The 17,888-nt window shown below is 54.4% G+C and carries 19 protein-coding genes and 1 pseudogene; 9 read left to right on the top strand and 11 right to left on the bottom strand.

Annotated features, from left to right (window positions below):
• Nucleotides 1-164: 164 nt before the first annotated feature.
• From fusA to HMPREF2796_RS00965, 4 genes are all read right to left on the bottom strand, one after another.
• Nucleotides 165-2,270: an elongation factor G gene (fusA, locus tag HMPREF2796_RS00950; RefSeq protein ID WP_070630256.1), complete on the bottom strand. Its 2,106-nt coding sequence runs from the start codon at nt 2,268-2,270 to the stop codon at nt 165-167.
• An 18-nt stretch (nt 2,271-2,288) separates the two neighbouring features.
• Nucleotides 2,289-2,762: a 30S ribosomal protein S7 gene (gene rpsG / locus HMPREF2796_RS00955; RefSeq protein WP_023887596.1), complete on the bottom strand. Its 474-nt coding sequence runs from the start codon at nt 2,760-2,762 to the stop codon at nt 2,289-2,291.
• Between the two features lie 117 nt (nt 2,763-2,879).
• Nucleotides 2,880-3,251, bottom strand: a complete 372-nt coding sequence (gene rpsL, locus HMPREF2796_RS00960) for a 30S ribosomal protein S12 (protein ID WP_003824684.1) — start codon at nt 3,249-3,251, stop codon at nt 2,880-2,882.
• A 315-nt stretch (nt 3,252-3,566) separates the two neighbouring features.
• Nucleotides 3,567-5,108, bottom strand: coding sequence for a helicase HerA-like domain-containing protein (locus HMPREF2796_RS00965; protein WP_070630257.1), 1,542 nt, complete (start codon nt 5,106-5,108; stop codon nt 3,567-3,569).
• Nucleotides 5,109-5,517: 409 nt separating this feature from the next.
• Between HMPREF2796_RS00965 and pyrB the strand changes: the two genes are divergently transcribed.
• From pyrB to HMPREF2796_RS01000, 7 genes are all read left to right on the top strand, one after another.
• Nucleotides 5,518-6,438 (top strand): aspartate carbamoyltransferase, encoded by a 921-nt coding sequence (gene pyrB / locus HMPREF2796_RS00970; RefSeq protein WP_070630258.1) that lies wholly within the window; start codon nt 5,518-5,520, stop codon nt 6,436-6,438.
• A 529-nt stretch (nt 6,439-6,967) separates the two neighbouring features.
• The gene (locus HMPREF2796_RS10670; protein WP_210385334.1) at nt 6,968-7,852 is read left to right on the top strand and encodes a glycoside hydrolase family 16 protein; all 885 of its coding nucleotides are present in this window, start codon (nt 6,968-6,970) and stop codon (nt 7,850-7,852) included.
• A 69-nt stretch (nt 7,853-7,921) separates the two neighbouring features.
• Nucleotides 7,922-8,380 carry an aspartate carbamoyltransferase regulatory subunit gene (gene pyrI, locus HMPREF2796_RS00980; RefSeq protein ID WP_070630260.1) on the top strand — a complete coding sequence of 153 codons (459 nt, stop codon included), beginning with the start codon at nt 7,922-7,924 and terminating at the stop codon, nt 8,378-8,380.
• Nucleotides 8,381-8,496: 116 nt separating this feature from the next.
• Complete coding sequence (locus HMPREF2796_RS00985; protein ID WP_003824675.1) at nt 8,497-8,952, top strand: hypothetical protein; 456 nt, start codon at nt 8,497-8,499, stop codon at nt 8,950-8,952.
• A gap of 82 nt (nt 8,953-9,034) precedes the next feature.
• A complete protein-coding gene (pgl, locus tag HMPREF2796_RS00990) occupies nt 9,035-9,733 on the top strand; it encodes a 6-phosphogluconolactonase (RefSeq protein ID WP_070630261.1) in 699 nt (232 codons plus the stop codon).
• A gap of 374 nt (nt 9,734-10,107) precedes the next feature.
• A complete protein-coding gene (gene gltS, locus HMPREF2796_RS00995; RefSeq protein ID WP_141749123.1) occupies nt 10,108-11,343 on the top strand; it encodes a sodium/glutamate symporter in 1,236 nt (411 codons plus the stop codon).
• Between the two features lie 159 nt (nt 11,344-11,502).
• The gene (locus HMPREF2796_RS01000; RefSeq protein ID WP_070630262.1) at nt 11,503-12,411 is read left to right on the top strand and encodes an acetamidase/formamidase family protein; all 909 of its coding nucleotides are present in this window, start codon (nt 11,503-11,505) and stop codon (nt 12,409-12,411) included.
• A gap of 144 nt (nt 12,412-12,555) precedes the next feature.
• Here HMPREF2796_RS01000 and HMPREF2796_RS01005 read toward each other — a convergent pair whose 3' ends face one another.
• From HMPREF2796_RS01005 to HMPREF2796_RS11310, 6 genes and pseudogenes are all read right to left on the bottom strand, one after another.
• Nucleotides 12,556-13,242, bottom strand: coding sequence for an epoxyqueuosine reductase QueH (locus HMPREF2796_RS01005; protein ID WP_049258565.1), 687 nt, complete (start codon nt 13,240-13,242; stop codon nt 12,556-12,558).
• Nucleotides 13,243-13,479: 237 nt separating this feature from the next.
• Nucleotides 13,480-13,686 (bottom strand): YbdD/YjiX family protein, encoded by a 207-nt coding sequence (locus tag HMPREF2796_RS01010; RefSeq protein WP_003824655.1) that lies wholly within the window; start codon nt 13,684-13,686, stop codon nt 13,480-13,482.
• A complete protein-coding gene (locus tag HMPREF2796_RS01015; RefSeq protein ID WP_064083691.1) occupies nt 13,676-15,766 on the bottom strand; it encodes a carbon starvation CstA family protein in 2,091 nt (696 codons plus the stop codon). The genes HMPREF2796_RS01010 and HMPREF2796_RS01015 overlap by 11 nt, the downstream gene beginning before the upstream one ends.
• A 502-nt stretch (nt 15,767-16,268) precedes the next feature.
• The gene (locus tag HMPREF2796_RS11620; RefSeq protein WP_246826831.1) at nt 16,269-16,610 is read right to left on the bottom strand and encodes a hypothetical protein; all 342 of its coding nucleotides are present in this window, start codon (nt 16,608-16,610) and stop codon (nt 16,269-16,271) included.
• 79 nt (nt 16,611-16,689) lie between these two features.
• Nucleotides 16,690-16,941 (bottom strand): annotated as a pseudogene (locus tag HMPREF2796_RS11625) (DUF935 family protein); the annotation flags it as partial.
• 85 nt (nt 16,942-17,026) lie between these two features.
• A complete protein-coding gene (locus HMPREF2796_RS11310; RefSeq protein ID WP_168162804.1) occupies nt 17,027-17,170 on the bottom strand; it encodes a hypothetical protein in 144 nt (47 codons plus the stop codon).
• 107 nt (nt 17,171-17,277) lie between these two features.
• Here HMPREF2796_RS11310 and HMPREF2796_RS11315 point away from each other — a divergent pair, with 107 nt between their 5' ends.
• A complete protein-coding gene (locus HMPREF2796_RS11315) occupies nt 17,278-17,445 on the top strand; it encodes a hypothetical protein (protein ID WP_168162805.1) in 168 nt (55 codons plus the stop codon).
• Between the two features lie 12 nt (nt 17,446-17,457).
• Nucleotides 17,458-17,649 (top strand): hypothetical protein, encoded by a 192-nt coding sequence (locus tag HMPREF2796_RS01025; RefSeq protein ID WP_083308607.1) that lies wholly within the window; start codon nt 17,458-17,460, stop codon nt 17,647-17,649.
• Here the strand turns inward: HMPREF2796_RS01025 and HMPREF2796_RS01030 are convergent.
• Nucleotides 17,646-17,888, bottom strand: a 243-nt coding sequence (locus HMPREF2796_RS01030) for a DUF1804 family protein (protein ID WP_141749131.1), incomplete at its 5' end; no start/stop codon positions are given. The genes HMPREF2796_RS01025 and HMPREF2796_RS01030 overlap by 4 nt on opposite strands.

The raw sequence follows: 17,888 nt of genomic DNA on the forward strand, positions 1-17,888 counted from the left end.
GTTTGCTACGTTCAAATTTTTCCTTAGCCATGAGCTAATTCCTTTTCATATAAAGATCGATTAAAAGAACAAAGGCTACCTGAAAATTGGCTTCATCACCTGAAATAGTTTTCAGGTAGCCTGTAAACGGCTGCCCATCTCAAAGGACAGCCTAGATTGCAAAGTTAACCTTTGCGGTCTGCTACTACTTTTTCTGCCACATGAGCCGGAGCTTCTGCGTATTTCTTGAACTCCATGGTGTAGGTGGCACGACCCTGGGTAGCGGAACGCAGGTCGGTTGAGTAACCGAACATTTCGGCCAGCGGCACTTCGGCACGAACTTTCTTGCCGCCAATACCGTCGTCATCCATACCCAATACGATGCCACGGCGACGGTTCAAGTCGCCCATTACATCGCCCATGTATTCTTCCGGAGTTTCCACTTCTACAGCCATAATCGGCTCCAGCAGCACCGGAGAGGCTTTACGCATACCGTCTTTGAATGCCATAGAAGCGGCCAATTCAAACGCGATTTGCGAAGAGTCCACATCGTGGTAAGAACCGAAAGTCAGACGAACGCGGACGTCTACCACCGGATAACCGGCTACGATACCGTTTTGCAGGGTGTCGCGGATACCTTTATCGACAGAAGGAATGAATTCGCGAGGAATCACACCACCTTTAATTTCATCGATAAATTCGTAGCCTTCACCACCCGGCTCCATCGGTTCCATTTTGATCACAACGTGACCATACTGACCTTTACCGCCAGACTGTTTAACGTGTTTAGCTTCGGATTCCACTTCTTTGCGAATAGTTTCACGGTAGGCTACCTGCGGTGCGCCCACATTAGCTTCCACGCCAAACTCACGCTTCATGCGGTCCACGATAATTTCCAAGTGCAGCTCGCCCATACCGGAAATAATGGTTTGGCCAGACTCTTCATCAGTGCGCACACGGAAAGACGGGTCTTCTTTAGCCAAACGGTTCAGAGCAATACCCATTTTCTCTTGGTCAGCCTTAGTCTTCGGCTCAACGGCAATATGGATTACCGGCTCGGGGAATTCCATGCGTTCCAAGATGATCGGGGCATTTTCCGCACACAGGGTCTCACCAGTGGTTACGTCTTTCAAACCGATGGCAGCAGCGATATCACCAGCACGCACTTCTTCAATTTCAGTACGGTCAGCGGCAGTCATCTGCACCAAACGACCGATACGCTCACGAGTGCCTTTAACAGAGTTCAGTACAGTGTCGCCAGATTTCACCACGCCGGAGTAAACACGGATAAAGGTCAGCTGACCAACGTATTTATCATTCAGCATCTTGAAAGCCAAAGCGGAGAATTTCTCGTCATCGCTGGCTTGGCGGCTGTCAGCTTCTTCGGTATCAGGGTTAACACCTTGAACCGGAGGAATATCGGTCGGAGCAGGCAACAGTTCAACCACGGCATCCAACATGCGCTGAACACCTTTATTTTTAAATGCAGAACCGCACAACATCGGCTGGATTTCACCGGCCAACGTACGCTGACGCAGCGCGCCAACGATTTCTTCTTCAGACAGCTCTTCACCGCCCAAGTATTTGTCCATCAGCTCTTCGCTGGCTTCGGCGGCGGCTTCGATCATATTCTGACGCCACTCTTCAGCTGTCGGAACCAAATCAGCCGGGATATCGACATATTCGAAAGTTACGCCTTTGTCGGCTTCATTCCAAAGAATAGCTTTCATCTTCAGCAAGTCTACCACGCCTTCGAATTTATCCTCAGCACCAACCGGAATCACGATCGGCACAGGATTGGCGCGCAGACGGGTTTTCATCTGCTCAACCACGCGGAAGAAGTTGGCACCTTGACGGTCCATTTTGTTTACAAATGCCAAACGCGGAACTTGGTATTTATTGGCTTGGCGCCACACAGTTTCAGATTGAGGCTGAACACCACCTACCGCACAGTAAACCATTACTGCGCCGTCCAATACACGCATCGAACGCTCCACCTCTACGGTGAAGTCAACGTGTCCGGGAGTGTCGATGATGTTGAAGCGGTGCTCAGGGAACTGCTTCGCCATACCAGACCAATAGGAAGTTACAGCAGCAGAGGTAATGGTGATACCACGCTCTTGCTCTTGTTCCATGTAGTCGGTAGTAGCCGCACCATCATGCACCTCACCCAATTTGTGGGTCAGGCCGGTGTAGAACAGAATACGTTCGGTAGTAGTGGTTTTACCCGCATCAATGTGGGCAGAAATACCGATATTACGGTACAAATTAATCGGGGTTTTACGAGCCATTTCAATCGCCTTTCAGAATTAGAAGCGGAAGTGAGAGAAGGCTTTGTTGGCTTCAGCCATGCGGTGTACTTCTTCACGTTTTTTCATGGCACCGCCACGGCCTTCTGCGGCATCAATCAACTCACCGGCCAGGCGCAAATCCATAGATTTTTCGCCACGTTTGCGGGCTGCATCGCGCACCCAGCGCATTGCCAAGGCCAAACGGCGGGAAGGACGAACCTCAACAGGAACCTGGTAGTTAGCACCACCAACACGGCGGCTTTTCACTTCTACGATGGGTTTGGCATTGTCGATGGCTTCGTTAAACACTTCGATTGCTTCTTTGCCCTGTACTTTCTTGGCAATTTGCTCCAGAGCACCGTACACGATACGCTCGGCAACCGATTTTTTACCGTCAACCATCAAGACATTCATAAACTTGGTCAGTTCAACGCTGCCGAACTTCGGATCCGGCAATACGTCGCGCTTGGGGACTTCTCTACGTCTTGGCATTTCAATTTCCTTTAATCTATTCAGCTGGGATGATTCCCGCGAATGCCCATTGGGGAGCATTCACTTACTCGGCCGGCTTATATCAGCAATAACGGCCGACGTGCCTGTATTAAAAAATTATTTCGGGCGTTTAGCACCGTATTTGGAGCGTGCCTGTTTGCGATCTTTCACGCCGGCAGTATCCAAAGAACCACGAACAGTGTGGTAGCGCACACCCGGCAAGTCTTTCACACGACCGCCGCGGATCAGCACCACGCTGTGCTCTTGCAAGTTGTGGCCTTCACCGCCGATATATGAAATCACTTCAAATCCGTTGGTTAGGCGCACTTTGCACACTTTACGCAAAGCGGAGTTCGGTTTTTTCGGAGTAGTGGTGTACACACGGGTGCATACGCCGCGTTTTTGCGGGCAGGCTTCCAATGCGGGCACCTTGTTTACGTACTCGGGCTTTTTGCGGCCCTTGCGTACTAACTGGTTAATAGTTGGCATATTTTCTCGTCCTGTTGAGTTAAATATTTGCCGACACCATGCCGGCAAGAGCGGAATTATAGTTCTTTTGCAAGCGACGGGTCAATGGCAGCAGCGGAATATACCTTAGCTTTTCGTGGTTTACGGTCGGAGCTGTTGTTTTCTGCACAGAAGCAGAGAGGCTCTCCGCATCAACCAGCCAAACAACGAGGCTACCTAAAACTGTCCTAACCTGTTTTCAGGTAGCCTCTTAATGGCTATATATAAAGCATCTGCTTTTGGCTTGGCCGAGCCTCTGCCCTAGCAGCAAACCCGGCTACAACCTTCAGGTAGCCTTTACTTTATCGCATTGCGGATCACACCCATAATGCTGCGGGTGATGCTACGGGTGATCTGCTTGTTCACCTGGCTGCCGAGCGAATCGGCCAAATCGTAGCCCAAGCCTTGGTTGGCGCGTTTGCGGCTGCCGAATAGGCCTCCGAGGAAACCGTCCAGCACGCCACCTTTGTTGCTTTCGGCTTTTTGGGCAGACGCGGTGGCAGCATTTTGTGCTTTGGCTTTGGCTTCGGCTTCTGCCTGAGCAGCGGCAGCCTGCTCCTGTTCCAGCTGTTGCAGCGCTTCGTAGGCGGAGAAGTTGTCCACCGCGTCTTTATAGTGACGGTAGAGGATGTCGTTTTGGAAACGGCTGTCGCGCTCAGCGGCGGCGAGTGGAGCAAGCTGGGATTGCGGCGGCAGCACGAAGGCTCGCTCCACGATTCCGGGCATGCCTTTTTCATCAAGGAAAGACACCAGCGCCTCGCCCACGCCCAATTCGGTAATCGCCTGCGCCACATCCAAATTCGGATTGCTGCGGAAGGTTTCGGCGGCGGCACGCACGGCTTTTTGATCGCGCGGGGTAAAGGCGCGCAGGGCGTGCTGCACGCGGTTGCCGAGCTGGCCGAGCACGGTGTCGGGCAAATCGAGTGGGTTTTGGGTAACGAAATAAACGCCCACGCCTTTGGAACGAATCAGGCGCACCACTTGCTCAACTTGCTTGAGCAGGGTGTCGGCGGCGTTGTCGAACAGCAAATGAGCCTCATCGAAGAACATGACGAATTTGGGTTTGTCCAAATCGCCGGCTTCGGGCAAGATTTCAAACAGTTCGGCCAAAAACCACAACAAGAACGCGCTATAGAGGCGCGGCGAGCGCATCAATTTTTCGGCATTCAAGATATTGATTACGCCCTGCCCGCCTTCGGTTTGCAGCCAGTCTTGCAGATTAAGCTCCGGCTCGCCGAAAAACACATCGCCGCCCTCGCTTTCCAACTGCAGCAACTGGCGCTGAATGGCGCCGACGCTGGCGGCGGAAACGTTGCCGTATTGGGTGCGGTATTCTTTGGCGTGCTCAGCCACGTATTGCAGCATGCCGCGCAGGTCTTTCAAATCGATCAGATGCCAGCCTTTGTCGTCGGCGGCTTTGAATACCAGGTTGAGCAAGCCTTCCTGCGTGTCGTTCAGCCCCATCAGGCGGGAGAGCAGCAGGGGGCCCATTTCGGAAATGGTTACGCGCACGGGAATGCCGGTTTCGCCGTATACATCCCAAAAACGCACCGGACAGCCTTTCAGGTAGCCTTCTGCGTCCAGCCCGAATTGAGCCATGCGCTCGCCCACTTTGCCCTGCCCGTCGCCCGGGTTGGCAATGCCGGAGAGGTCGCCCTTCACGTCGCTCATAAACACGGGGATGCCTTGCGCGCTGAAACCTTCAGCCATTTTGCGCAGGGTAACGGTTTTGCCCGTGCCGGTAGCCCCGGCAATCAGGCCGTGGCGGTTGGCCATCTGGCCGAGCAAGAATAAATCGCGGCCTCCGGCCACGGTTTTGGCAATGTGGAATTCAGCCATTGCGCCTCTCCAACTGAAAAATTGATAACGGGCGATATTGTAACGGAATTGCGGCGTTTGACGGCAAATTTGTTTGGCCGCGGAGAGAGCATATTTTCAGGTAGCCTGTTGCGCCAACATAAGGCTACCTGAAAGCACTCACTGCCACGGATTGAAACGGCTCCTCTAAATTTTCAGGTAGCCTGATTGCCGATTTTAAAGGGGCTACCTGAAATATAGTAGATAAAATTAAGAACGGAACAAGGCGGCGAGCCGCAGGCAGTACACTCAGCGCAGCAAGATAAGCCAACTCTGCCGTATCCTTCTTTTGATTCACTATGGCAGCCAGGCCTCGCCACCGTTTTCAGGTAGCCTCTTCCCGGCAAACAGCGCATAATACGCCCGTTTGCCAACCCGCCCGGAGCCACCCATGCCCAACCCACTCTACAGCCAGCACCTCATCTCCATTCCCGACCTGAGCAACGAACAGCTCGAATGCCTGCTGGATACCGCCCTGCGCCTCAAGCGCGAACCGCACCGCAACTTGCTTGAAGGCAGGCTCATCGGCTCCTGCTTCTTCGAGCCCTCCACCCGTACCCGCCTCTCCTTCGAAACCGCCGTACAGCGGCTCGGCGGCAAAGTTATCGGCTTTTCCGACGGCGCCAACACCAGCGCCAAAAAAGGCGAAACCCTGGCCGATACCGCCCGCATCATCTCCAGTTACACCGACGCCATCATCATCCGCCACCCCAAAGACGGCGCCGCCCGCGTGCTGGCTGAATTCTCCGCCGTGCCCGTCATCAACGCCGGCGACGGCACCAACCAACACCCCAGCCAAACCCTGCTCGACCTCGTTACCATCCAAGAAACCCAAGGCCGGCTCGACAAGCTCGTTATCGCCATGGCCGGCGACCTCAAATACGGCCGCACCGTCCACTCCCTCGCCCAAGCCATGAAACGGCACCAAGCCGAATTCATCTTCGTCTCCCCGCCCAGCCTCGCCATGCCCGACTACATCACCGAAGAGCTCGACGCAGCCGGCTGCCGCTACCAAATCCTACCCAGCCTCGAAGAAGCCGCCCGCCACGCCGACATCCTCTACATGACCCGCGTGCAGCGCGAACGCTTCGACGAACAAGAATTCGCCAAAATCCAAGGCAAATTCAACCTCGAAGCTGCCACCCTCGCCCAGGCCAAACCCAACCTGCGCGTACTGCACCCCCTGCCCCGCGTCGACGAAATCCATCCCAACGTGGATGGCACGGTTTATGCTTACTATTTTGAACAAGCAAAAAACGGTGTATTCGCACGCATGGCCATGCTGTCATTAGTGCTAAACGAAAGCGTATAACGTCAATATTTGTAACAGGCTACCTGAAAATGTCAGTTTTAAGTAGCCCAAGCAATTGTTCCCGCCTGCCGCGCATACACACTATCTGCCCATTTGGGAAGTTCCTACTTCCACACTCCATCAGATTTTTCTAACAAAGGGATTGATCATGTATGCCAAAAAAGCTTTAGCCCTAGCATGTATCGCCGTGCTGGTGAGCGGTTGTAAAGAAGACGAAAAAAACCGCAATTATTCGATTGGTTTTGCCAACGGCGGCTACTCTCGGGATGCGAATATATCCGTTCCCAACGGACCGCAGTCTGAAGCTCAACCGCAACCTCAGCCTCAGCCTCAGCCGCAACCTCAGCCTCAGCCGCAACCTCAGCCGCAACCTCAGCCGCAACCTCAGCCTCAGCCGCAACCTCAGCCGCAACCTCAGCCGCAACCTCAGCCTCAGCCTCCCGTTACCGGCTGTCCATCGGCTACGGATGCATCAGGCAAATGGACCAGCGTCAAATGCTATGAGTTTAACAACGGTGAAACATCCGACATGGCGGCCAGACTCATACCCAATCACTTAGATAGCCACCTTTCTTATCTCCCAGGCAACATCGCGCTGGTGGAAAATAAATACATTCAAATCACCACCCGCCGACATTGCGTGGCCCGCCAAGGTGATCCGCTTACCGATCAAAACTTCACCACGGGCCCCTGCCCAGCCAACAAAGTTGCCCAATATTCAAGCGGCCGCTTGGAGTCTGGTCAAATTGTGGATGGTGGGAAACCGTTCCGTGCCGAAATCCGAGCCAAAATTAACTGGAACGGCTCAAGGGGCATGCGCACGGCACTATGGCTGCGCAATAGCGAAACCTTGCAAAATTGCGGCAGCAACCCTGCTGCCAACGACCCCTACGGTGAGCTCGATATTCTCGAGTGGTATTCCTCTGCACGGGCATATGCTTGGTCCTCAACACACGCCAGCTGTTTCTATAGTCACAAAAGAGGCACTTGGCGCACGCGCGTTTTCGCGCACCGCTTGGAACAGCACATCAATCGGCAAGCTACCCCGCTAGATGGCGATTGGCATGTATGGGCAATCGAGTTTGACGGCCAGAAAGTGCGCTACTATCTAGACGGTAAGCTCATCCCCGTGTCCCACTACACAGTGGACGACAACACCACGGTGGACGTTATCGACCGCAGCCAGACCGACGCATCAGGCGGCTACCCCTCCACCATGCCGGATGAAGACTTTGCCAAACTCAACGTTAACCGCCAAATGCTGGATCAGGTATTCAGAGCCAAAGGCCCCTGGTATTTCATTCTAAATGACTACGCAGAATGGGAGGACAAGCTAGACCCACCCCGCCCCACCGACCCGTTCCCCGTCCAAACCACCTTGATCGACTACGTGCGGCTGTATCAGAAAAACTAACCCGGCTCTTGCAGGCTACCTGAAATTTCAGGTAGCCTGTATTCCATCCAACCTTATTCGGAAATCCAAATGGACAACAAAAGCCTCAGCGTCGAAGCCATCGAAAACGGCACCGTTATCGACCACATCCCAGCCGGCCTCGCCCTCACCATCCTGCGCCAATTCAAGCTACTGCACGAAGGCTGTGCCGTAACCGTCGGCTTCAACCTGCCCAGCAAACGGTACGGCCGCAAAGACATCATCAAAATCAACGGTATCAAACTCAACGAAGCCGCCGCCAACCGCCTCGCCCTGTTCGCCCCCGAAGCCACGGTAAACCTCATCACCAACTTCAAAGTCGAACAAAAAATGTTGCTCAGGCTGCCCGAAACCATCAGCGAAGTCTTCCGATGCCCCAACCCCAACTGCGCCAGCCACAGCGAACCCGTTGCCAGCCGCTTCTACGTACGCCGCCTAGGCAACCAAACCCGACTCAAATGCCACTACTGCGAAAAAACCTACGACCGCAGCCTTGTAACCGAAGCTTGAAACGGCAGGTACGACAAAAGCTACCTAAATTTTCAGGTAGCCTCTATGGCAACTGCCATTCACCCCAAGATATAATTCTAGTTGATTTACATACTCAACCCCGAAGGAGAACTGCCATGAGTTCTGACGAACGCTACCTCCCCCCGCAAAGTGAAGACCTTGGCTCACGTACCAGCCAAGCAGCCCCTGCCTTGTGGAACCCGAACGCAGCTGCCTGCTGGTCACTGCTGTTTTCCCCTATTTTCGGCGCTGCGCTGCATATGTTCAACGCCCGCGCCATGGGCGATGCCGAACTGGAAAAGCTGAATAAGGGCTTTATGTGGGGCACACTGGCCGTACTGGTGATCGCGATCCTCCTCGCTATTTTCTCCGGAATAAAGGCCAACTTTGTCGGCATTGCTGCACTCGGTGCCTGGTATGGCGCAGTAGGGCGCAAGCAAGTGGCCTTAGTGAAAGAACGATATGGCTCAAACTATCCACGTCGTTCATGGGGCAAGCCCATATTATTCGGTGTCCTCGGCATCGTCGCATTGTATGTTTGTATCTTTATCTTGCTTTTTATTGTCTCTTAACGAGACCTAAATCAAACCATCCCCCCTTTCAGGTAGCCTTAGGCTACCTGAAATTTTGCACTTAACCACCGGAAAATCTTTTATGCCTCCATCCCTCACCTGGCACACCTTCCCCTCTCCCTCCACCCAAGCTGCCGCACTGGCCGAAGCCGTAGCCAACTGCCTGCGCGATTGCCTGCACACACAAGGCCATGCCGTGCTGGCCGTATCCGGCGGTCGCTCGCCTATAGCGCTTTTTGAAGCCTTGTCACAGGCAAAACTGGATTGGCCGGACGTCACCATCACCCTGGTGGATGAGCGGCTCGTGCCGCCACGGCACGCCGACAGCAACGCCGCGCTGGTGCGCCGCCACCTGCTGCAACACGCCGCCGCAGCTGCCCGCTTCCTGCCGCTGGTAGGCGAACAAACCGATGTGTCCGATCCTGCCGCCGCCCTAGCCGAAGCCGAGGCTGCCTTTCCCACGCCCGACATCATCGTGCTCGGCATGGGCGCGGACGGCCATACCGCCTCGTTGTTCCCGCAAGCCCCGCAGCTGGCCGCGGCTGTGTCGCCCGAATGCCGCAGCAAACTGGTGCACACCAGCCCGGTTACCGCCGCACACGAACGCATCAGCATGAGCCTGAACGCTCTCGCCGCCGTGCCGCAGCTGTTGTTATCGATTCAGGGTGCAGACAAACGCGCCGTGCTGGAACAGGCCGCTGCCATGCCCTCGAACGAACGCCCCATCAGCCTGCTGCTGCATCGGACAAACGTGCATTGCCAAGTGTATTACGCCGATTGAAACAGCAGAGTCGGCAACGAGCTTTCCTGCCTGGCTGCAGCATACTAAAAGGCTACCTGAAAGTTTTGCAGGTAGCCTTTTGATTGGCGATCCTATGGTTGCAAGCCATACAAAGCAGAAAGCCGGTAGCCGATATCAACCCAACCCTTTGCCATACCAAGCATCACCCAAATACAGTGCCAAAATAGTTAAAACACCATAATTATCAAACATTACAGTCACCCTGCCGTTTTTCAGATAGCCTCTGCTCTTTGTAAAAAACAATCAATAGCCTTTGACAATTTTTAACTGCTATCCTAATATTTACTCGAGGCCTGTTGGCGGACAACAGGCCTGCATTTAATTGTTTCTTTATTTTCCATAGGGATAAAGCCATGATAGAAGTGAACAGCTACTACACCCTGATTGCAGCCACCATGGTGCTGCTATTGGGTAAACTGATGGTTAGCAAAATCAAGTTTTTGCGGGATTTCAATATTCCCGAGCCGGTGGCGGGCGGCCTAGTGGCGGCTATCTGCCTGTTTAGCCTGCATGCGACCACGGGCATCGGCTTCCAGTTTCAGAAACCGCTGCAAGACGCATTTATGCTGATTTTCTTTACCTCCATCGGCCTGAGCGCGGATTTCTCCCGTCTGAAAGCCGGCGGTATTCCGCTGGTGGTGTTCACCGCCATCGTAGGCGCATTTATCTTTGTGCAAAACGTTATCGGCGTGGGCTTGGCCAGCGTGTTCGGTCTGCACCCGATGACCGGCCTGATTACCGGCTCCATCACCCTCACCGGCGGCCACGGTACGGCAGCCGGCTGGGCGCCCGACTTAATCAAATACGGCGTGCCTGCTGCAGCTGAATTGGGCATGGCCTCAGCCACCTTCGGCCTGGTGGCCGGCGGCATCATCGGCGGCCCGGTGGCTCGCCGACTCATCAACAAAATGGGGCGTAAACCCTTGGATTCCGCAACTGTGGAAGCCGACCACCTGCGCTCTGCCGACGACGATCCGGATTACAGCACCGACGATATGTTTGAGCGTGCCGAGCAAACCCGCCTGATCACCGCCACTTCGGCCATCGAAACCCTGGCCATGTTTGCCGCCTGCCTCTCGTTTGCCGAAATTATGGACGGTATCGACAAACAATACCTGTTCGACCTGCCCAAATTCGTGTGGGCGCTGTTTGGCGGCGTGGTGTTGCGCAACGTATTGGTGAGTGCGTTTAAATTCAATATGTTCGACCGCGCTATTGACGTGTTCGGCAATGCCTCGCTCTCGCTCTTCCTGGCCATGGCCCTGCTGAACCTGCAACTGTGGCAGCTGACCGGTTTGGCAGGTCAAGTAACCATTATCCTGCTGGTTCAAACCGTGGTGATGATTCTGTATGCCACCTACGTAACCTACGTATTCATGGGCCGCGACTACGATGCCACCGTGCTGGCCGCCGGCCACTGCGGTTTCGGCCTCGGCGCTACCCCCACCGCCGTAGCCAATATGCAGTCCATCACCGAGCGCTTCGGCCCTTCGCACAAAGCCTTCCTGATTGTGCCGCTGGTGGGTGCGTTCTTCGTGGACATCATCAACGCACTGATTTTGTCGGGCTTCGTGAACTTCCTGAAATAGCCCGCCCCAGCATGAGCAAACGGCATCCGATTGGGGATGCCGTTTTTGTTCGCTGATTATCAGAGAACGCCGAAAAGGCTACCTGAAAATGTAGAGACCAAACCAATTTTCAGGTAGCCTTACAGCCAATCCATTCCCCTAACCACAAGGATACCTGCCATGACCACACTCCCCACTATTCCCGCCAGCCAAACCGTATTCGCCATGTCGCCCGACAACGCCCCCGTGCTGCGCGCCGCATCCGGCAGCCGCGTGCGTTTTGAAACCTGCGACTGCTTCACCGACCAAATCCAAACCCCCGCCGACACCTTCGACAATCTCGACTGGAACCGCATCAATCCCGCCACCGGCCCCCTGTTTGTGGAAGGCGCCGAGCCGGGCGATACCCTGCGCGTACACATCCGCCGCATCGAATTGGGCAAACAGGCCGTGCTCGCCACCCTACCCGGCGCAGGCGTGGCCGGCAACCGGTTGGAACGCGGGCGCATCGACATCGTGCCGGTGGAAGACAACCACGTTGTCTTATTCGGCAAAGTGCGCCTGCCGCTCAACCCGATGATCGGCGTCATCGGCACCGCACCCGCCGAAGGCGCCATCAGCTGCGGCACGCCCGATGCACACGGCGGCAATATGGACACCAAAATCATCGCCGAAGGCACCACGCTGCTCCTGCCGGTAAACGTGCCCGGCGCGCTGCTGGCCATGGGCGATTTGCACGCCGGCATGGGCGACGGCGAGGTAGGCATTTCCGGCCTGGAAATCAAAGGCGCGGTGGAAGTGGACGTGAGCGTCATCAAAGGCCGCCCCTATCCCCTGCCGCTGGCCGTAACTGCCGACTGCTGCTACACCATCGCCTCCAGTCCCGATCTAGACCAAGCCGCCGAAACCGCCACCCTGATGGCCACCGACCTGCTCACCGCCCACGGCGGGCTCGATACCAACCAAGCCATCGCCCTACAAAGCATCGCCGGCGATTTGCAAGTGTGCCAAGTGGTCGATCCCAACAAAACCTGCCGCTTCGCCCTACCGCGCAGGGTAACGAAACAATTAGGGATTGAGTTGCCGTAATGCGTTTGGCCTAGAATAGAAACGGCAAAAGGCTACCTGAAAGCCCAGCTTCACCAAAATGAAAACGCCATAGAGCGAAATTTCTGTGAAACCAAACTTTCAGGTAGCCTTATTGATGCACAACGCAATTGGAGCAGCTTAATCTTACTCCTCTTCATCCCCGTAATACTTCACACCGATTTTAATCGGCGGCCGCCCTTGTGATTTACGGTGGGCGTTAGAATCGCGCAGGGAATAGGCACAGCCGCAATATTCCTGCTGGTAGAAGTGCTCACGCTTGCTGATTTCGATCATACGTGCGCTGCCACCGCCTTTGCGCCAGTTGAAATCCCAATACACCAAGCCGGGATACTGTTCAGCGGCACGGCGACCGCAATCGTTAATCTGATTCATGTTTTTCCATCGGGAAATACCGAGGCTGCTGGTGAACACGGGAAAGCCGTTTTCGTGGGCGTATTGGGCAGCTTTTTCAAAACGCATGTCGAAGCACATGGTGCAGCGGATACCGCGCTCGGGCTCAAACTCCATGCCTTTGGCTTTCTCAAACCATTCTTTGCGGTCGTTTTCGTAATCGTCATCTTTATCGATGAAAGGAATACCGAATTTATCGGCAAAGCGCATATTTTCTTCTTTGCGCAGCAGATATTCTTTGAGCGGGTGGATGTTGGGATTGTAGAAATAGATGGTGTAGTCGATGCCGGAAGCAAGCAGGGCTTCCATCACTTCGCCGCTGCACGGAGCGCAGCAGGAGTGGAGTAAGACTTTGTTTTGCCCGCCCGGCGGAACAAGCACGGGGCGGCTGATGGGGCTGACTTCAAGAGTGTGGTTCATGGTTTTTCCGTGATTTAGTTTGGGCGGAATTTTAACACCAAACGCAGCAGGGCTGCGGGGCTAGGGGTTAAAAACGTTTTCAGGTAGCCTCTTCATGTTTTGCAAGAGCTACCTGAAAATATTGCAACCAATAGTAGCAAGGCATGGTCTCTGTGCTCAGCATGTCAATCGCTGCATATAGAAAACCGCTTGAAAGGGCATGCCTTTTCAAGCGGTTTGGTTTGGCTAAAGCCAGAATCAGCAGCAGCGGCCGCCGTTGGCTCCGCAGCGGCGTTTGCGGCAGTAGTCTGCAAACTGCTGCTCGGTCATCACCGGTGCGTTGGGGTTATAGCGCCGTTGGCGTGCCACGTAGTTGGCGTAATCCGGCACGCCCACCATCAGGTTGGCAGTCAGCTTGGCTGTTTTCCAAGCCTGATGGAGGCGCTGTTTCAGCTTATGCTTCATTCACGGCCTCGGAGCTTGCGCCGGCGGTTTCATTACGGAATACCGGCGGGATTTCCTGAGCGGTCGGCCAGCCAACCTTACGAGCCTTCATGGCTACCTGGAAGCCGTAAACAGCCACAACTACCACCACAGCCAAGAACAGCACGGTCAGGCCGGAGTTTACATAGTCGTTGAAGGCGATACGGCTCATCTCTTCGGCGGTTTTAGCCGGAGCCAAGATTTCGCCACGAGCCAAGGCTTCTTTGTATTTGGCAGCGTGGGCCATAAAGCTTACGCGCGGGTTGGAATCGAACACTTTTTGCCAGCCGGCATAGCAGGTTACCAGCAATACGCCGAGCGCCGGAACCAAAGTAACCCAAATGTAGCGGTCGCGTTTCATCTTAATCAGAACCACGGTACACAGGATCAGAGCCACACCTGCGAGCATCTGGTTGGCGATACCAAACAGCGGCCACAGGGAGTTGATGCCGCCCAACGGGTCGGTTACACCGGTGTAGAGGAAGTAGCCCCACAGTGCAACGGCCATAAAGGTGGCAATCAAGTTAGCCGGTAGGCTGTCGGTGTTGCCGAAGGGTTTGTAGAAGATACTGCCCAAGTCCTGGATCATGAAGCGGGCCACACGGGTACCGGCGTCCACAGCAGTCAGGATGAACAAGGCTTCAAACAGCAGCGCGAAGTGATACCAGAATGCCATCATGCTTTCGCCCGGGATCAGCTGGCTCATGATGTGAGCCATACCCACGGCCAGAGTCGGCGCACCGCCTGCACGAGACAGAATGGTGTGTTCGCCCACTTCTTTGGCCACGTGCAGCAGGGTAGCTTCGCTTACCGGGAAGCCCAGCTGGGTGGTGATCACGTGTGCGGCATTGGCAGCGTCGGTGCCGATCAGGGCAGCCGGGCTGTTCATGGCAAAGTACACACCAGGATCAAGCGAAGAAGCGGCAGCCAGCGCCATAATGGCCACAAAGCTTTCCATAATCATGCCGCCGTAGCCGATCATGCGTACGTGCTCTTCGTTTTCCACCATTTTCGGCGTGGTACCTGAAGAAATCAGGGCATGGAAGCCGGATACCGCACCGCAAGCGATGGTGATGAACAGGAAGGGGAACAGATGACCTGAGAATACCGGACCGGTACCGTCGGTGAAACGAGTAACCGCGTGCATTTGCAGCGGTGGGCTAACGATGATAATGCCCAAAGCCAATGCAATGATGGTACCGATTTTCAGGAAGGTGGAGAGGTAGTCACGCGGGGTGAGCAGCAGCCACACCGGCAACACGGAAGCGATGAAGCCGTAGATCATCACCGCCCAGGCGATAGACAGACCTTCCAAGTCGAACCAGTGCCCGAAGGAGCTTTCGGCCACGTTTTTACCGTACACAATCGCCAATACCAGCAGGATAAAGCCGACGATGGAAATCTCGCCGATTTTGCCCGGACGGATATAGCGGGTGTAGATACCCATAAACAGAGCGATCGGGATGGTAACGGCGATGGTGAAAGTACCCCACGGGCTGTGAACCAAAGCTTTCACCACAATCAGCGCCAGCACGGCCATAATGATCACCATAATCATCAGAATGCCGATGGAGGCAATCACGCCGGCTACAGTGCCCAGCTCTTGTTTCACGATGTCGCCCAAGGATTTACCGTCACGGCGCATGGACACGAACAACACCATCGCGTCCTGAACCGCACCGGCAAACACCACGCCGAAGATAATCCACAGCGTGCCGGGCAAATAACCCATCTGCGCGGCCAACACCGGGCCTACCAACGGGCCGGCGCCGGCGATGGCGGCAAAATGGTGGCCGAACAGCACGCCTTTGTGCGTCGGCACATAGTCCAAGCCATCGTTATGGCGCTCGGCCGGCGTGAGCCGGTTGGGATCGAGCTGCATTACGTTTTTGGCAATGTAGAGGCTATAAAAGCGGTAGGCAATGGCATATACGGAGACGGCAGCAATCACCATCCACACCGCACTTACCTGCTCACCGCGATGGATAGCCAAAGTGGTAAAGGCGGCCAAGCCGGCCAACACCACAACGCCCCATATCAGGAAGCTTTTGAGTTTGTTCATGATAACAACACTCCGATTCAACAAACATAAAACGGCTGCTTGGCCAGGCCATACCGCCCAACTTCGGCAGCCCCCTATCCAGCAATCAAACGCTATGCTAAAGACACAAACGTCTTAACTACCAAACAGCATAAGCTTAACATATTTGTGGGAATAATTACGTTAAATTTTCAAGCGAGCGAGGCTGTTTTTGCCACATTTTAGACGGAAAAGCCTAGATTCAGTACAAAAATATACTGGAGCAAGAATAATTTGACTTAGGTCAACAAATCGCCATCGAATAACACCATTGTTGGTTTTTACAAAAAAATCAGCAGGCGAAGGTTAAAGTTTGTTTGTCGGGTTTTGTAAGGCGGCGGCAGCTTTTGCCTGAATTGGCATTAGCTTTTGCACCGCCGCAGCGTAGCAAATTGTATCAGCTTTTGCACAAATTTATCCCCGTTTAATGGTCTGTTAAACGGGGATTATCTTATGCCTTTAATAAGTAGTATGCCGCTTGTCGTCAGAACTTATAAATCAGGTGGTCATCATAGCTTGAATTGCGGTTGATGGTGCTGCTTACTGTCAGGGTTTGGCTGCCTGCAAAACGCTCCCAGCCGGGCAGGTGTAGCTCAGCCACGAGGTCGAGATAGGCGGGCAGTTCGCTTCGGGTGCTGGAGAAGAATACAAGAGGCGGTCGCACCATTGCCATCAGGCGCAGAAACTCGACCATGCCGAAGTAGGCGGCCTTGCGGTAGTTGCCTTGCTGGGTGCAGACGTAGGGCGGGTCGAGCACTAATAACGTGCGCGGGTTGCCAATATGTTGCGGTAGCAGCTCGCGGTAGGATTGGCTGACTATCTCCACGCCTTGCAGGTAGTCTTGTGCCTCGGGGTACCCGCCAATCCAAGCCGGTTAAAGCGCGTTTGCGCTTGCTCATCTCGGCAAAGATGTGGCCGTCTTTTTCCTCCATATCGGCAAACAATTCCGACTGCGCCGTGATGTCGCCGTCTTCCGCCCCTTCTAAAATTTGATGCAATTTCTGCGGCGTCAGCCCCTTGCTCGGATGCTCGCCGATGGTGCCGCGGGCTTTGGCCAGCTGCGCGGTCTGCTCGCCCTTGCGCGGTGCTTTCGGCGCAGGCTCAGTGTTGCCTGTAATAGCGGATAAAACGGCGGTAAAACGGGATTTGATAGACATAATTAAGCGGCAAGATGCAGTTAATCTTGCCGCTATTGTCAGATGTAAGGCCGTCTGAAACCGTTTGAGCCACCTCAGCGGGTTGTTACCAAGCGCCGCTGCCGAAAGTCAGCACCCCGTCGCTGCCGCTGTGGCGCGGTACGGCGGTGTAGTCAATCGCACCGAAGCCGCTTTGCGCCAGCATCCACAGCATATGCAGCGCATCTGGGCCGTCGTCATGGTCGGCCACTCGAAATCACAAATAATGGTATTGACTACCTTAAACCGGATGGGGGGCTCTCTGCCTCTCTTGGGGTAATTACAGTCAAACTACACAGCGACACCATACAACAGCTATTGGCTGCTAAAATCGAACAGTCTAATATTCCAGCCGAAGACAAAAGCAGACTAAAAACCATGTTAGGTAAAATGGGAGATACTGCTTTAGCAAAATTGGTTGAAAAAGCTATCGATGCAATCCCTGCCGCCGCCGCAGTAGCCGCCATTCAATCAATCATAAATTAACAGGAAATGATGATGAACCTTGGTATCGCACTCTCCAAAATCTTGGCTGAAGCAGAATACACCCCTTCAGAAATAAAGGAATTGCTTGCTCAAACTGGCTATGATGTATCACTTGAGAAATTAACCGATCATCTAAATTTGCTAGTCACTATTGGCTCTGCCCGTAAACATCCAGACGGCAAATTTAGTACATTGCCGTTCTAGCCAAACCTCTTCTCCACCTCCGCCCCAAACGGCTCCAGCACCTCTGCCAGCGCCCCCAGCTGTTTGGGGTGTTTTTCCGACACAAACTGCACCAGCAATTCCACCACTTCCAGCGCCGTGGCCAGCTTGCTGGTTTCCGGCAGGATTCTGGCATTGGCCGCCACGGTCTTGTTATAGGCATCGGCCAGCTCAATCGCATGGTCTAGAGAGGTGGCTTTCGCCTGTCGTCTGATGGTTCT

The organism is Eikenella sp. HMSC071B05 (assembly GCF_001811325.1).
Lineage (GTDB): Bacteria > Pseudomonadota > Gammaproteobacteria > Burkholderiales > Neisseriaceae > Eikenella > Eikenella corrodens.

Bases quoted from the DNA above. Each gene is read 5' to 3' on its own strand.
- fusA (WP_070630256.1), bottom strand. From the start codon at position 2,270: ATGGCTCGTAAAACCCCGATTAATTTGTACCGTAATATCGGTATTTCT.
- rpsG (WP_023887596.1), bottom strand. From the start codon at position 2,762: ATGCCAAGACGTAGAGAAGTCCCCAAGCGCGACGTATTGCCGGATCCG.
- rpsL (WP_003824684.1), bottom strand. From the start codon at position 3,251: ATGCCAACTATTAACCAGTTAGTACGCAAGGGCCGCAAAAAGCCCGAG.
- HMPREF2796_RS00965 (WP_070630257.1), bottom strand. From the start codon at position 5,108: ATGGCTGAATTCCACATTGCCAAAACCGTGGCCGGAGGCCGCGATTTA.
- pyrB (WP_070630258.1), top strand. From the start codon at position 5,518: ATGCCCAACCCACTCTACAGCCAGCACCTCATCTCCATTCCCGACCTG.
- HMPREF2796_RS10670 (WP_210385334.1), top strand. From the start codon at position 6,968: ATGGCGGCCAGACTCATACCCAATCACTTAGATAGCCACCTTTCTTAT.
- pyrI (WP_070630260.1), top strand. From the start codon at position 7,922: ATGGACAACAAAAGCCTCAGCGTCGAAGCCATCGAAAACGGCACCGTT.
- HMPREF2796_RS00985 (WP_003824675.1), top strand. From the start codon at position 8,497: ATGAGTTCTGACGAACGCTACCTCCCCCCGCAAAGTGAAGACCTTGGC.
- pgl (WP_070630261.1), top strand. From the start codon at position 9,035: ATGCCTCCATCCCTCACCTGGCACACCTTCCCCTCTCCCTCCACCCAA.
- gltS (WP_141749123.1), top strand. From the start codon at position 10,108: ATGATAGAAGTGAACAGCTACTACACCCTGATTGCAGCCACCATGGTG.
- HMPREF2796_RS01000 (WP_070630262.1), top strand. From the start codon at position 11,503: ATGACCACACTCCCCACTATTCCCGCCAGCCAAACCGTATTCGCCATG.
- HMPREF2796_RS01005 (WP_049258565.1), bottom strand. From the start codon at position 13,242: ATGAACCACACTCTTGAAGTCAGCCCCATCAGCCGCCCCGTGCTTGTT.
- HMPREF2796_RS01010 (WP_003824655.1), bottom strand. From the start codon at position 13,686: ATGAAGCATAAGCTGAAACAGCGCCTCCATCAGGCTTGGAAAACAGCC.
- HMPREF2796_RS01015 (WP_064083691.1), bottom strand. From the start codon at position 15,766: ATGAACAAACTCAAAAGCTTCCTGATATGGGGCGTTGTGGTGTTGGCC.
- HMPREF2796_RS01025 (WP_083308607.1), top strand. From the start codon at position 17,458: ATGAACCTTGGTATCGCACTCTCCAAAATCTTGGCTGAAGCAGAATAC.